Here is a 13,157-nt window from a genome sequence, read left to right as displayed (position 1 = left end):
CATACCGATGCGCTCCTTGCCCTGATGACACCCAACCCAGTGCAATCAGCTCATTTATTTTCGTGTCCCTGTCCGGGCGCTTGAAAGCCTGCAGCCACGGACTGCAGGCCGAAGCCGAAAGAGTCCATAGACAGCACGCCATAGGTCATGCCGCCGGGAATCAAGCTGCTGATTTCGTGCGGCGCGCTCGCGCCCAGCGCCACCAGCAGCGGCAGGTAATGTTCCTCGGTGGGATGGGCGCGTTCGGCGTGCGGCGCGCGGCGGCGGTAATCGACCAGCGCCTCTTCATCCCGACGCGCGACGGCATCGGCCGCCCAGTCGGCAAACGCCTGTGCGTACTCCGGGTCGCTGATGTGCGCGCGGAACTCGTAGAGATTGTGCGTGAGGCTGCCCGAGCCGACGATCAGCACGCCGCGCGCGCGCAGCGGCGCCAGCGCCCGGCCCAGTTCGAGCGCGCCGCTGGCATCCATTCTTGCGGGCAGCGACACCTGCAGCACCGGAATGTCGGCCGCGGGCTTGAGATAGCGCAGCGGCACCCAGGCGCCGTGATCGAGGCCGCGCTGCGCGTCCAGCGTCGCGGGCAGGCCGGCGTCGGCGAGCATTTGCACAATGTCGGCGGCAAGATCAGGCGCGCCCGGCGGCTCATAGTGCAGCGCATACAACGGCGCCGGAAAGCCGCCGAAATCGTGAATGGTTTCGGGCCTGGCCGTGGCCGCGACCCGGATCTCCCGCGTCTGCCAGTGCGGCGACACCACGACGATGGCCGACAGATCCTGCAGCGCCGCGCCCAGTTGCGCGAGATGGGGGCCGAGTTCGCCGGGTTCGAGCGCGAACATCGGCGAGCCATGGGAGATGAAGAGAGAAGGTGCGCGATACATGGAAAATTCTCCAGGGTCAGCGGGCGCAACGCGCCGGCTTCTTGGGGGTGATACGGGCAGCGGGTCTTACGCCGACTGGCCCTTGCGGCGGCTGATCAAGGCATCCAGGCTGAATGCACCGGCGCCCTGGGCTGCCAGCAGCAGAAAGCCGCCCGCCATGCCCACGTTCTTCCAGAAGTTGATGGCCTGCATCGCATCGCCGAAGTTCGCATGGAAGACCAGCGCCGTCGCGACCGAGAAGCCCGCCAGGGCCAGCGCGACCCAGCGCGAGAACAGGCCGGCCGCGATGGCCAGGCCGCCGCCGAGTTCGAGCAGGATGACCAGCGGCAGCAGCGCACCGGGCACGCCCATGGTCTCCATGTATTGCTGGGTGCCCGCATAGCCGCTGATCTTGCCCCAGCCCGAAATGATGAAAAGCAGCGAGAGGCCTATGCGGCCCAGCAGTGAAAGGGTGGCGTTCATGGTGTTGTCCTTGTGGTGCCTGCACGGTTTGCTGGCGTCAATGAACTTTATTGTTTTGAACAAACAAGATAAACACTCTTATGATGTATAAATTGTTCCGAAATTCGAGACTATGGATCTTTTTCAAGCCATGAAGACGTTCACGGCCGTGGTCGAGGCCGGCAGCTTTGTGGGCGCGATGGACGCCGCGGGGCTGTCCAAGCCCGCGGTCTCGCGCCATGTGAACGAGCTGGAAGCGCATCTGGGAACGCGCCTGCTGCAGCGCACCACACGCCGCCTGTCGCTGACCAGCGAAGGCCAGGCCTATTACCAGCGCTGCAAGGAAATCCTCGCCGCCGTGCAGGAGGCCGAGGGCGAAGTCGGCTCCAGCGCGCTGCAGGCCCAGGGGCGGCTGCGCATCGGTGCGCCGCAGACTTTCGGCGCGCTGCATCTGGCGGCGCTGTGGGGGCGCTTTGCAGCGCAGAACCCGCAGGTCACGCTCGATATCGTGTTGTCGGATCGCGTCGTCGATCTGGTCGAGGAAGGCTATGACCTGGTGATACGCATCGCCCGGCTGTCCGATTCCAGCCTGGTGAGTCGCCAGTTGGCGCGCACGCGCATGGTGTTGTGCGCCTCGCCCGATTACCTCGCGCTGCAAGGCAGGCCCCAGCATCCGCAGGAGCTGGTGCGGCATGCCGTGATTTCCTACACCTACTGGTCTTCGGGCGACAACTGGAGCTTCGAGGGCCCTGGCGGCGAAGTGACCGTGCGTACGCACTCGCGCATCCACGCCAACAACGGCGACACCTGCCGGGCCGCGGCGCTGGCCCACCAGGGCATCATTTTGCAGCCCGATTTCCTGGTGCATGAAGACTTGCGCAGCGGCGCGCTGGTCGAACTCATGCCCGGCTTCCGCGCCGCGGAACTGGGCGTTTTCGCGGTCTATCCCACGCGCAAGCAGCTGCCGCTCAAGGTGCGCCGGCTGGTGGATTTTCTCGTCGACGCGCTGCGCACCCCGCCCTGGGAACAGCCCAGGCAAGACGCCTAAGCCGGCCGCACCATCACCCAGTAGCGCGAGAAGAAATGCACTTCGACGGCCAGCGCGCTGGTCAGCGCCGCGAGCACGCGGTCGGTGTCGGCCAGCGGGTAGGCACCCGACACCAGCAGATGGGCCACGGCCGGGTCACAGCCCAGCCGGCCGCGCCGGTAACGGCCCAGCTCGGCGAGAAAGTCGTCCAGCCGCATGCGCGACGCGACCAGCATGCCATCGGCCCAGGCGCCTGCAGCCTCATCGAGCGCACCCGTGCTCTGCGCCCGCAGCGAGGTGAACATGCCCTGCTCGCCCGCCTGCAGCCGTTGCGCGGCCTGCGGTGCCTGCGCGGGCGTCAGCATGACCGCACCTTGCAGCACTTCAACGCTGACGCCGGCATCGCGTTCGCGCACCGTGAAACGCGTGCCCAGCGCGCGCACGCTGCCTAAAGCGGTCTCGACGATGAACGGCCGGCGCTGCGCATCGGCCGCGGTCTGTACCAGAATTTCGCCGCGCACCAGCTGCACCACGCGCTGCGCGCTGTCGTAACGGATATTGATGGCGCTGCCGGTGTTGAGCACAATGGCGCCGCCATCGGGCAGCGCGAGCCGGCGCTGCTCGCCCAGCGCCGCGACTTCATCGGCGGCCCAGGCACGCCAGGTGGGCGTTTGCCGCAGCAGCGCAAAGCTGCCGCCGGCGACGACCAGGCCCACGAGCAGTTGCACGCTGCGCCGCCGGCGCTGCGCATGCGGCCCGGCGAGCGTGGCGCGCGCCAGCGGCAGCGAAATGCCGGCCATCTGCTGGCCCACGGATTCGATGCGCTGCCACGCGGCTTCATGCACCGGGCTTTGCGCGCGCCATTGCTGCCAGGCCGCGCGCTGGCGCGCAGACGCGGACGCAGAGGCCGGCGCGCCGCGCAGCGTCATCCACCACTGCACGGCCTGCTGGGCGACTTCGGTGGAAATGGTTTCGGCGCCCTCGCCTGCGGGTTCGTGCAATGCCTGCATAGCGCCTACTCCGGGAAAAAGCAGCGCAGCGCCGCCTTGGCCAGGTGGCGCTTGACCGTGGAAACGGAAATGCCCAGCTCGGCCGCGATTTCGCCATGGCCCAGGCCTTCGATCTGCGCGAGCAAAAACGCCTGCTTGGCCAGCGCGGGCAGATGGCCCAGGCGGCGATCGATTTCGACCAGCGTCTCGAGCACCATCAGCCGCGCTTCGGGCGGTGGCGCAACGGGTTCGGGCAAGGCCGCCAACGCATCCAGGTAGGCCTGTTCGATCGCGCGCCGGCGCACCTGGTTGAGCAGCAGATTGCGCGCCACGGTCACCAGATAGGCGCGCGGCTCCTGCAGCTGGTCCACGCCCTGGCTGCACAGCAGCTTGAGGAAAGTGCTTTGCGCGAGGTCGGCGGCGTCGAACGCATTGCCGACTTTCTTGCGCAGCCAGCCCTGCAACCAGCCATGGTGGTCGGCATAGAGCGCGGCGATTTCGCTGTGGGCAGAGGATTGAACGACAGGCATGGGCGGGGTCCCGATTCTCCTGCGGGACGAAAGGCCCACAATAAACAAGAATCATTCCTATTAAATTGTAGCCAAATGCCGATGTGCCGGCCGCCAGCGGGAGAAACCGGGCAGCCCTTGCCGCCCGGCTCCGCCGTCGATCAGAAGAACGCGCCCTCTTTCGCCAGCAGCCATTGCGGCGCATCCTGCAGCGCCAGCGGCCGCAGAAAACGCTCTATCGCCGCATAGCCCACCGACGTGGTGAACGGCGCGGTCGATGCGGGAAACGGCCCGCCATGGTGCTGGGCGGCCGTGACGGCCACGCCCGTGGGCACGCCCGAGAACAGCACGCGGCCCGACACCTGCACGGCCGTGCGCACCAGCGCGAGCACCGCTTCATCGGGCAGCGTCTCGCCTGTCGGCACGCCCCATAGCGTGCTGGTGAGCGTGCCGCCGATGGCGTTCAGCACCGCGCTCGCCTGCGCGCCGTCATCGACACGCACCACCAGCGCGGCCGCACCGAACACTTCTTCTTGCAGCGCGTGATCGGCGATGAAGTCCGCGGCATCGACCTGGGCCAGGAAAGGCTGGGGCGTGGCCTGCGACGGTGGGCCGTCGACCAGCACCTGCAACTTGCCATGAGCACGCCATTGGCCCACGCCGCGCTCGAACGCCGCGCGTATGCCGGCGTTGAGCATGGCATGCGGCGAGAGCGCGGCCAGGCGCGCACGCAGCTGCTGCACGAAGGCTTCGCCCGGCCCATCCTTGAACACCACGATCACGCCGGGGCTGGTGCAGAACTGGCCCGCGCCCAGGCAGATCGAATCGGCGAGCGTCTGCGCCAGGGCTTGCGGGCCGTTGCCCAGCGCCGCGGGCAATACCACCAGCGGATTGACCGAGCCCAGCTCGCCATAGAACGGGATGGGCCGCGCGCGCTCGGCCGCCAGGCGCGCCAGCGCCGTGCCGCCCTTGAACGAGCCCGTGAACGCCACGGCGGCGATCGCTGGCGACTGCACCAGCTGCACGCCCACCGCGACCGAAGCGCCTTCGACCAGTTGGAACACGCCCGCGGGCAGGCCGCATTGCGCGATGACCGCCGCGGCGATCGCCGCCACGTCGCGCGACAGCTGCGCGTGGCCGGGATGGGCCTTGAGCACCACGGGACAGCCCGCGGCCAGGGCGCTGGCGCTGTCGCCGCCCAGCACCGAGAACGCGAACGGAAAATTGCTCGCGGCGAACACCGCGACCGGGCCCAGCGGCGCCACGATGCGCGTGAGCCGCGGCCGGCCCGCGGGCGGCGCGCCCGCGATGGCCGCCTCATCGAGAAAGGCCTGGGCCCCGCCCTGCTCCAGCGCATCGGCAAAGCCGCGCAGCTGGAACGCGGTGCGCGCCAACTCGCCTTCAAGCCGGGGCAGGCCCAGCGCCGTCTCGCGATCGGCAATCGGCAGCAAGGCCGCGGCGTTGTCGCCCAGCGCCTGGGCCAGCGCGCGCAAGAATGCTGCGCGCTGCGCGTTCGACGTGGCCGCAAAGGCGTCGGCGGCCGAAGCCGCCGCGGCTACGGCGGCGTCGATTTGTTCCGGTGTGGATTCATGCCAGGCAGCGCCCTGCAGGGCGCCTGTGCGGGCATCGGTGGATTGCAGCATCTTGGTCCTTCAAATGGAAAGGCGCCGCTGAAGGCGCCCAAATTCAGTCCTTACCCGCCGCTCACTCCGGCTGAATTCCCGCGGTCTTGATGATCTTTCCCCAGCGCTCGTACTCGGCGATCTGGAAGCGGTTCATTTCCTCGGGCGACGACAGCGCGGTCTCCATGCCCGACTGCTCCGCGACGCCGCGCACCGCTGCGGTTTGCATGGCCTTGCGCATCAGCGCATTGAGCTTCTGCACCACGGGCGCGGGCGTGCCGGCAGGCGCATAGAGCGCATTCCAATAGCCGAACTCATAGCCCGGCAAGGCCTCGCTGATCGCCGGCACGCCGGGCATCAGCGACAGCCGGCCCGGACTGCTCAGGCCCAGCGCCTTGAGCTTGCCGGCCTTGACCTGGGGCACGGTGGTCGCGAGATCGACGATCATCAGATCGGTCTGGCCGGCGATCAGGTCCATGACCGCGGGCGGATTGGCCTTGTATGGCACGTAGTTGAACTTGGTGCCCGTCATCTGCTGGAACAGTTCGGTCGCCACTTGCGCCGACGAGCTGCCCGAGCCGTAGTTGAGCTTGCCCGGCTGGCGCTTGGCCAGGGCCACGAGTTCGGCGATGCTGTTGACGCCCAGCTTGGGGTTGACCACCAGCAGCAGCGGGCCCTTGGCCAGCAGGGCCACGGGCGCGAAATCCTTGAGCGGGTCGTACGACAGCTTCTTGAGCAGATGGGGGTTGGCCGACTGCGTGGTGTTGGTCGTCATGAAGACGGTATAGCCGTCGGGCTGCGAGCGCGCCACATGCTGGGCCGCGATGCTGCCGAAGGCGCCCGCGCGGTTGTCGACGATCACCGATTGCCCGGTTTCCTTGCCCACTTCGGCGGCCACGGCGCGGGCCAGGCCGTCGGTGGCGCTGCCCGGCGTCGAGCCGATCACGATGGTGATGGGCCGTGTCGGGAAGCTCTGGGCGAAGACGCCCGAGCAGGAAAGCAGTGCGAGGGCAAGGAGGGTGCGGCGTGCAGGCATGGTTTGTGTCCTTAATAGTTATGGGTCGCTCACAGGGGAAACAGCCGCGGCGGCGCGCAAGCCGCCGCGGCAAAAGGCGCTTACGCTTTCCAGCCGCTGAGCAGCGTGTCGAGCTGCTGCTGCTGCGTGGCGGTCAGCGGCCAGGCCGACGGCGCGCGCGTCGCGCCGCAGTCATTCCCCATCCACTGCAGCGCGGCCTTGACCACGGTGACATTGGCGCCGTTGTTCTCCTGGGCGCGCAGTTCCTCGAACGGCAGCATCTGGCCGATCAGGCGCATCGCCAGCGCGTAGTCGGCTTGTTCGAGGGCGTTGTAGATCGCCACCGAACGCTCGGGGAACACATTGATCAGCCCTGACGTGAAGCCGCGCGCGCCCACGGCGTACAGCGGCGGCGCCCAGACTTCGGCCAGGCCGCCGACCCAGGCGAGATTGCGGTCGGCCGTGCGGCGGATGATCTCGGCCAGCACCAGCGGCGTGGGCGAGGCCCACTTGACGCCCACGACTTCGGGAATGCGGCACAGCGCTTCGATGGTCGCCAGGCCTATGTTTTCATTGCGCAGGTACAGCACCAGCGGCAGGCCTTCGGCGGCCTCGGCGATCTGCTGCACATAGGTGACCACGCCGCGCGGCGCGACAAACGGGTCTGGCGGCTGGTGCACCATCAGCGCATCGGCGCCGGCGCGCGCCGAGGCCTTGGCCAGCGCGCGCGCTTCATGCACGCTGCGGCCCACGCCGCCGAGCAGGGGCACGCGGCCGGCCACGCATTCGGCGGCCACATGCACCATGCGTTCGGCTTCCTGCGCCTGCAGCCCATAGAATTCGCTGGTATTGCCATTCGCCACCAGCACATGCACGCCGGCGTTGACAGCACGGTCGACGACCGGCTGCAGCGGTGCGCTGCAGACTGCGTCCTGTGCATCGAAAGGCGTGACAAGAATGCCGGAAATGCCATTGAGCGCTGCGCGCAGGGCCGGGCCGGTGAAAGAAGTCATGTGGGCTCCCAGAAGACTGTTGGTCGAAAACAGTGACTCTAGAAGTGCATCAAGGCGGCGTCCAATCCAGACATCGGATGCCGCAATTCAATAAATGAATCATGTTCCAACTGACCCAACTTCGCTGCTTCGTGGCCGTCGCTTCCGAGCTGCATTTCGGCCGCGCGGCGGCGCTGCTGCACATGACGCAGCCGCCGCTGACGCGCCAGATCCAGCTGCTGGAACATGAAGTCGGCGTGCAGTTGCTCGAACGCGCGGGCGGCGCCGTGCGCCTCACGGTGGCCGGCAAGATCTTTCTGCGCGAAGCCGAAGACATACTGCGGCGCAGCCAGGCGGCAACGATTGCCGCGCGTCGCGCAATGCAGGCCGAAGCCGGCAGCGTGACGCTGGGCTTCATTCCCGCGGCCAGCTTCACGATACTGCCGCAGCTGCTGGCCTTCGTGCGCGCGCGCCTGCCCGACGTGCACCTGGTGCTGCGCGAAATGCAGTCGGTCGATCAGATCGAGGCCCTGGGCGCGGACCGCATCGACATCGGCATTGTCCGGCCGTTCGCGCCGCGCAGCTTCAGCGCGTGGGCGCCGCTGGTGCGCGAGCCCTACATGCTGGCCATGCCGCTGGACCACGCGCTCGCGGCGCTGGACGAAGTGCCGCTGGCCGCGCTGCAAGGCCAGGCCTTCATCGAGTTCTGCCCGTCGGAGTCACGCTACCTCTACGAAATCGTCGCCGGCCAGCTGCGCGCCAACGGCGTCGCGCCCGAGACCGTGCAGACCCTGAGCCATACGCATTCCATCCTGGCGCTGGTCGATGCGAACGTGGGCATCGCGCTGGTGCCGCGTTCGGGCATGAACCTGCGCTATGCCAACGTCTGCTTCAAGCCCATCGCCCATGTGACCGGACTCGATGTGGAAATGCACCTCGCCTGGCGGCGCGAAAGCCGCCATGGCGTGGCGAACACGCTGCGGGAACTGCTGCAGGCGGAGTTTCCCGCGGCGGCCTGAGCCGGCGCTCAGACGCGCTGGATGAAGCCGTCGAGCAACTGCGCGAACACTTCGGGCTGCTCGACGCAGCTGATGTGCGCGGCCTCGATGGGTGCGAGTTCGGCGCCGGGAATGCCGTCGGCGATCTGCTGCGACAGCGCCATGGGCGTGGCCGCGTCCAGCGTGCCGCCGATCACCAGCGCCGGGCAGCGTATCGAAGGATTGGTCAGGTGCAACTCGATGCCCGCGACCGCGGCGCAGGCCTGGGCATAGGGCTTGGCGGCAATCTCCACCAGCGTTGCGCGCATCTGCGCGACGCGCTGCGGGTTCTTGGCGAGGAAGTCGGGCGACAGCCAGCGCTGCAGCGCGCCGTCGGCAATCGCCGCCACGCCCTGGGCCGCGACGGTGTCGATGCGTGTCTGCCAGCCCTGGCGCGCGGCGGCGTCGTAGTGCGCGGCCGAGTTGGCAATGGTGATGCTCTGCACCGCGCTCGGGTACAGCGCCGCGAGCGCCTGGGCTGTCATGCCGCCCATGGACACGCCGGCGAAATGCACCGGGCCGCGACCGAGCTGGGCAATCAGCTGGGCCGCGTCCTGGGCCAGGTCCTGCATGCTGAAGTCGGTGTCGCTGGCCGGCGAACGGCCATGGCCGCGGTGGTCGTAGCGCACGACGGTGTAGCGGTCCTGCAGCAGTGCGGTGACTTCGTCCCACATGTGCAGGTCGCAGCCCAGGGCGTGGCTCAGAACGATGACGGGACCTTGTCCCTGGACGATGGAATGCAATTCGGGCATGGGCAACAGCGAAGAAATGGGGGCGAATGAAAAAGGGCCTGCAAGCAGGCCCGGTAAGGATAAGGTCAATCCACCTTGATGTTGGATTCCTTGATCAGCTTGGTCCAGCGGTCCGTCTCGGTCTTCAGATGGACTGCGAGTGCCTGGGGCGTGCTGCCGATGGGCTCGGCGCCGATGGCGCTCAGGCGCTTCTTGACTTCGGGGTCGTTCATCGCTTCGTTGAGCGTCTTGCCCAGCTTTTCGACGATGGGCGCAGGCGTGCCCGCGGGCATGAAGGTCGCGAACCAGGGCGAGACTTCATAGCCGGGAACGCCGGCTTCGGCGACCGTGGGAACGTCGGGCAGCGAAGGCGAACGCGTCTTGGTGGTGATCGCGATCGCGCGCAGCTTGCCGGCCTCGATATGAGGGCGTGCCGAAGTGATGCTGTCGAACATGAAATCGACCTGGCCGCCGAGCAGATCGGTGACTGCCGGGCCGCTGCCGCGGTACGGCACATGCAGCATCTTCACGCCGGTCAGCGAGGTGAAGCTCGCGCCCGCGAGGTGAATGGACGTGCCGTTGCCGGCCGACGCATAGGTCAGCTTGTCGGGCTGCTGCTTGGCCTTGGCGATCAGGTCCTTGACGCTCTTCACGTCAGACTGCTTGGGTCCCGCGACCAGGATGTTGGGCACCACGGCCAGCAGGCTCACGGGCGCGAAGTCCTTGATCGGGTCGTAGCTCAGCTTGTTGTAGAGCGCGCCGTTGGTCGCCATGCCTATCGAGGTGATCATCAGCGTGTAGCCGTCGGCCGGCGATTTGGCAACGGCGTCCGCGCCGATGTTGCCGCCCGCGCCCGCCTTGTTTTCGATCACGAAAGGCTGGCCCAGCTTGCGGCCCGCGACTTCGCCCAGCGTGCGCGCGATCGCATCCATTGCGCCACCTGGCGGAAACGGCACTATCCATTTGACGGGCTTGTCGGGCCAGTTGCCGACGGTGCCCTGGGCGAAGGCGGGAATGGCGCAGGCCAGCAGTGCGGTGCCAGCCAGTGCCTGGCGCAGGAAAGTACGTTTCATTTTTTTGTCTCCATGGAAAACTCGTTCGCCGCGCACGAAGCCCCAGGGCATTTTCAGTGCGCAGCCTACAAAACCGGCGTGCCCCAACTCAGGGGCAGCGAGCAAGCGCCGCCGCGCAGCGAGGCTGCCGTCCCCCTCCACCGAAGGTTGAGAGGGGGAAGCGCCGCAGGCGCTCAGGGGGTGCTTAACTGATTGCAGAAGGGTGGCGCGCCAGCGGCGTCACATCGATGTCCATGTAGGGGAAAAGGGGCAGGCCTTGCAGCAGGTCGTGCAGTTCGTCGTTCGACGCCACGTTGAAGACGCTGTAGTTGGCGTATTCGCCGACCACGCGCCAGATCGATTGCCAGCGGCCGTCGCGCTGCAGTTCCTGCGAATAGGCTTTCTCGCGCAGCTTGATTTCGTTGACCTGCTCCAGGGGCAGGTCATGGGGAATGCGCACATCCATGCGGACAAGAAATAGCATCGGTGTCTCCTCTGAGGGTGGGGCCGCGCGCGCCGGGCGCGCGGCTGAAAAAAGTCAGGCGCGGGCCGCGCCCAGGTCCACGTGCAGCGGCTGCTGGCCTGCCAGCGCGCGGTCGAAACGGTCGAGCTGACTCAGCGAGACCGTGAGGCCGTAGCCCGGGCCGTCGGGCAGTTGCAGTTCGAAGTTGCTGATCGGCATCTGCTGCTCGACGATGTCGTCGACCAGCAGCTGCGGGCCGAACAGTTCACAGCCATGGTGGGCGCCGGGCAGGGTCGAGAACACATGGGCCGAAGCCGCGCTGCCTATCGACGTTTCGAGCATCGTTCCGCCATACCAGCCGATGTCGGCGGCCTCGGCCACGGCCGCGACCTTGCGCGTGCGCAGCAGTCCGCCGTGCTTGGCGACCTTGAGCGAGAACACATGCGAGGCCTGCTCGCGCGCCAGCATCATCGCGTCCTGCGGCGTGCAGACGGTCTCGTCGGCCATGATCAGCGCGCCGCGCAGTTCCTGCGTCAGCTGGCGCAGCGCGGGAACGTTCCACTTGGCCACGGGCTGTTCGATCAGCGTGACGCCGGCTTCTATCAGCTGGGGCAGATAGCGGCGTGCGGTATTGCCGTCCCAGGCCTGGTTCACGTCCACGGTGAGCGTGGCGCTATCGGGCAGGCCGCGCGCGATGCGGCTCACATGGGCCACGTCGTCCTGCGGCGCGCGCGCGCCTATCTTCATCTTGAAAATACGGTGGCGGCCCTGCTCCAGGCGCAGCTGGGCTTCCTGCAGATCGCGCTCCACGTCGCCGCTGGCCAGCGTCCAGGCCAGGGGCAGGCTCTGGTGCAGCTTGCCGCCCAGCAGCTGCCAGGCGGGAATGTTCAGCGTGCGCGCCAGCGCATCGATCAGCGCCATTTCGACGGCCGATTTCGCGAATGCGTTGCCCTTGCAGGCCAGGTCCATGCGCGCCAGCACCTGTTCGATGCCGCCCGCTTGCTGACCGATCACGGCGGGCGCGAGGTAGTTTTCTATCGCATGCGCGATGCTTTCGGGCGACTCCTCGTTCCACGACGGGCCGCCAATGGTCGCGGCTTCGCCGAAACCGCAGGCGCCGTTGCGCAGCCACAGCTGCACGATGACCGGGCTCTGGCGCTGGATGGAACCGAACGACAGCTTGTGCGGGCGAATGGTGGGGATGTCCAGGATGCGCACCTGGATGCGCTCGATGGTGAATTCGTTGCTCATGCGGATTTCTTTGCGGCGGCAGCGCAGGAAGGTGCCGCTGAACACAGCTTAATGTCGGATATTTAACCAATCCAATGATTTATTTCTGTTGATCCATTCGATAATTTCGAACGTTTATTTTTTGCCAGGGATGGCTTCCATGGAAATCCGCCAGCTGCGCTACTTTCTCGACATCGCACGAACCGAGCATCTGACGACCTCGGCCAAGCAACTGTTCGTCACCCAGTCGACGCTGTCGCACGGCCTGCGCCAGATCGAGGACGAGCTGGGCGTGCCGCTGTTCGAGCGCGTGGGCCGGGGCCTCAAACTGTCGCAGGCGGGCCTGGTGTTCAAGGACTACGCGGCGCGCGCGCTGCAGGAGCTCGAAGCCGGGCGCATGGCGCTGGCAGATTTGGCGAGCCTGCAGGCCGGCCATCTCACGGTGGGCGTGATTCCGACTTCGCTGCACACGCTGGTGCCGTCGGCCGTGGCGGCGTTCAATGCGCGCTATCCCAAGATCCACGTGGTGCTGCGCGAACTGCTGGCGCCCGACATCGAAGCCCTGCTGCTCAGCGGCGATCTCGACCTGGGCATGGCTTTCCACCCCGCGGGCGTTGCGGGCGTCGACTCCGAACCGCTGTTCGAAGAGCATATGCAGTTCGTCGCCCATGCCTCGCACCCGCTCGCGGGCCAGGCGCCGCTGCAGTTGCAGCAACTGCAGGACGTTCCGCTGGCCCTGCTGTCGCGGCGCTTTGCCACGCGGCGCCTGCTCGAAGAGCATTTTCGCGCCGCGGGCGTTCAGCCCAAGGTCATGGTCGAGATGGAGTCGGTGCACGCGCTGATCGCCGCCTGCCACTGGGGGCCGCAGCTGGCCTGCATCGTGCCGCAGCGCGCCGCGGCGCTGCACGGCCAGGGCCTTTGCGCGCTGGGCCTGCAGCCGCCGCTGCTGCGCACCGCGAGCCTGCTGTGGAACGCGCGCACTTCGCGCAGCGCGGCCGCCCAGGCCTTTGCGGGTCTGCTGACCGAAAGCGTGCAGCAGCAGCATTGGACCGCGCCAGCCGACGCGCCCATTCATGCATGAATCTCATATCTGGATGCAAACAAATCGTTTGCCCGGGTAGACGCAACGGCCTACGATCACCTCCAGTTCCTGCCCACCATGCGCTTTGCG

General features: G+C 67.3%; 14 protein-coding genes. 3 read left to right on the top strand and 11 right to left on the bottom strand.

Annotation, left to right across the window (positions count from 1 at the left end; genetic code table 11):
• Window positions 1–50: 50 nt before the first annotated feature.
• Together KHY18_RS01155 and KHY18_RS01150 are read right to left on the bottom strand one after the other, a co-directional pair.
• Window positions 51–878: a dioxygenase family protein gene (locus KHY18_RS01155; RefSeq protein ID WP_213293372.1), complete on the bottom strand. Its 828-nt coding sequence runs from the start codon at window positions 876–878 to the stop codon at window positions 51–53.
• Between the two features lie 66 nt (window positions 879–944).
• A complete protein-coding gene (locus tag KHY18_RS01150) occupies window positions 945–1,340 on the bottom strand; it encodes a DoxX family protein (protein WP_213293371.1) in 396 nt (131 codons plus the stop codon).
• A 112-nt stretch (window positions 1,341–1,452) separates the two neighbouring features.
• Between KHY18_RS01150 and KHY18_RS01145 the strand changes: the two genes are divergently transcribed.
• Window positions 1,453–2,367: a LysR family transcriptional regulator gene (locus KHY18_RS01145; protein WP_213293370.1), complete on the top strand. Its 915-nt coding sequence runs from the start codon at window positions 1,453–1,455 to the stop codon at window positions 2,365–2,367.
• Here the strand turns inward: KHY18_RS01145 and KHY18_RS01140 are convergent.
• The 5 genes from KHY18_RS01140 to KHY18_RS01120 all read right to left on the bottom strand — a co-directional run bounded on the left by KHY18_RS01140 (window position 2,364) and on the right by KHY18_RS01120 (window position 7,494).
• The gene (locus tag KHY18_RS01140) at window positions 2,364–3,356 is read right to left on the bottom strand and encodes a FecR domain-containing protein (protein WP_213293369.1); all 993 of its coding nucleotides are present in this window, start codon (window positions 3,354–3,356) and stop codon (window positions 2,364–2,366) included. The two genes, KHY18_RS01145 and KHY18_RS01140, sit on opposite strands and share 4 nt — an antisense overlap.
• Before the next feature lie 5 nt (window positions 3,357–3,361).
• Window positions 3,362–3,865, bottom strand: coding sequence for a sigma-70 family RNA polymerase sigma factor (locus KHY18_RS01135; protein ID WP_213293368.1), 504 nt, complete (start codon window positions 3,863–3,865; stop codon window positions 3,362–3,364).
• 140 nt (window positions 3,866–4,005) lie between these two features.
• Window positions 4,006–5,487 carry an aldehyde dehydrogenase family protein gene (locus KHY18_RS01130; RefSeq protein WP_213293367.1) on the bottom strand — a complete coding sequence of 494 codons (1,482 nt, stop codon included), beginning with the start codon at window positions 5,485–5,487 and terminating at the stop codon, window positions 4,006–4,008.
• A 61-nt stretch (window positions 5,488–5,548) separates the two neighbouring features.
• A complete protein-coding gene (locus KHY18_RS01125) occupies window positions 5,549–6,502 on the bottom strand; it encodes a Bug family tripartite tricarboxylate transporter substrate binding protein (protein WP_213293366.1) in 954 nt (317 codons plus the stop codon).
• Between the two features lie 80 nt (window positions 6,503–6,582).
• A complete protein-coding gene (locus KHY18_RS01120) occupies window positions 6,583–7,494 on the bottom strand; it encodes a dihydrodipicolinate synthase family protein (protein ID WP_213293365.1) in 912 nt (303 codons plus the stop codon).
• Window positions 7,495–7,595: 101 nt separating this feature from the next.
• Between KHY18_RS01120 and KHY18_RS01115 the strand changes: the two genes are divergently transcribed.
• A complete protein-coding gene (locus KHY18_RS01115; RefSeq protein WP_213293364.1) occupies window positions 7,596–8,492 on the top strand; it encodes a LysR substrate-binding domain-containing protein in 897 nt (298 codons plus the stop codon).
• 8 nt (window positions 8,493–8,500) lie between these two features.
• Here the strand turns inward: KHY18_RS01115 and KHY18_RS01110 are convergent, their stop codons facing one another.
• The 4 genes from KHY18_RS01110 to KHY18_RS01095 form a co-directional block, all read right to left on the bottom strand.
• Complete coding sequence (locus KHY18_RS01110; RefSeq protein WP_213293363.1) at window positions 8,501–9,262, bottom strand: alpha/beta fold hydrolase; 762 nt, start codon at window positions 9,260–9,262, stop codon at window positions 8,501–8,503.
• Between the two features lie 65 nt (window positions 9,263–9,327).
• The gene (locus tag KHY18_RS01105; RefSeq protein WP_213293362.1) at window positions 9,328–10,314 is read right to left on the bottom strand and encodes a Bug family tripartite tricarboxylate transporter substrate binding protein; all 987 of its coding nucleotides are present in this window, start codon (window positions 10,312–10,314) and stop codon (window positions 9,328–9,330) included.
• Between the two features lie 184 nt (window positions 10,315–10,498).
• A complete protein-coding gene (gene catC / locus KHY18_RS01100) occupies window positions 10,499–10,777 on the bottom strand; it encodes a muconolactone Delta-isomerase (RefSeq protein ID WP_213293361.1) in 279 nt (92 codons plus the stop codon).
• A 54-nt stretch (window positions 10,778–10,831) separates the two neighbouring features.
• Complete coding sequence (locus KHY18_RS01095) at window positions 10,832–12,007, bottom strand: muconate cycloisomerase family protein (RefSeq protein ID WP_213293360.1); 1,176 nt, start codon at window positions 12,005–12,007, stop codon at window positions 10,832–10,834.
• Between the two features lie 139 nt (window positions 12,008–12,146).
• Here KHY18_RS01095 and KHY18_RS01090 point away from each other — a divergent pair, with 139 nt between their 5' ends.
• A complete protein-coding gene (locus KHY18_RS01090) occupies window positions 12,147–13,067 on the top strand; it encodes a LysR substrate-binding domain-containing protein (protein WP_213293359.1) in 921 nt (306 codons plus the stop codon).
• Window positions 13,068–13,157 lie beyond the last annotated feature (90 nt).

Source organism: Acidovorax sp. CCYZU-2555 (assembly GCF_018413525.1).
Taxonomy (GTDB): Bacteria; Pseudomonadota; Gammaproteobacteria; order Burkholderiales; family Burkholderiaceae_C; genus Comamonas.
This window is presented reverse-complemented; position numbering and strand designations above follow the sequence as displayed.

Coding starts and splice junctions, on each gene's coding strand:
- KHY18_RS01130 (WP_213293367.1), bottom strand. CDS start 5,487: ATGCTGCAATCCACCGATGCCCGCACAGGCGCCCTGCAGGGCGCTGCC.
- KHY18_RS01110 (WP_213293363.1), bottom strand. CDS start 9,262: ATGCCCGAATTGCATTCCATCGTCCAGGGACAAGGTCCCGTCATCGTT.
- KHY18_RS01155 (WP_213293372.1), bottom strand. CDS start 878: ATGTATCGCGCACCTTCTCTCTTCATCTCCCATGGCTCGCCGATGTTC.
- KHY18_RS01145 (WP_213293370.1), top strand. CDS start 1,453: ATGGATCTTTTTCAAGCCATGAAGACGTTCACGGCCGTGGTCGAGGCC.
- KHY18_RS01115 (WP_213293364.1), top strand. CDS start 7,596: ATGTTCCAACTGACCCAACTTCGCTGCTTCGTGGCCGTCGCTTCCGAG.
- KHY18_RS01140 (WP_213293369.1), bottom strand. CDS start 3,356: ATGCAGGCATTGCACGAACCCGCAGGCGAGGGCGCCGAAACCATTTCC.
- KHY18_RS01120 (WP_213293365.1), bottom strand. CDS start 7,494: ATGACTTCTTTCACCGGCCCGGCCCTGCGCGCAGCGCTCAATGGCATT.
- KHY18_RS01105 (WP_213293362.1), bottom strand. CDS start 10,314: ATGAAACGTACTTTCCTGCGCCAGGCACTGGCTGGCACCGCACTGCTG.
- catC (WP_213293361.1), bottom strand. CDS start 10,777: ATGCTATTTCTTGTCCGCATGGATGTGCGCATTCCCCATGACCTGCCC.
- KHY18_RS01125 (WP_213293366.1), bottom strand. CDS start 6,502: ATGCCTGCACGCCGCACCCTCCTTGCCCTCGCACTGCTTTCCTGCTCG.
- KHY18_RS01095 (WP_213293360.1), bottom strand. CDS start 12,007: ATGAGCAACGAATTCACCATCGAGCGCATCCAGGTGCGCATCCTGGAC.
- KHY18_RS01135 (WP_213293368.1), bottom strand. CDS start 3,865: ATGCCTGTCGTTCAATCCTCTGCCCACAGCGAAATCGCCGCGCTCTAT.
- KHY18_RS01090 (WP_213293359.1), top strand. CDS start 12,147: ATGGAAATCCGCCAGCTGCGCTACTTTCTCGACATCGCACGAACCGAG.
- KHY18_RS01150 (WP_213293371.1), bottom strand. CDS start 1,340: ATGAACGCCACCCTTTCACTGCTGGGCCGCATAGGCCTCTCGCTGCTT.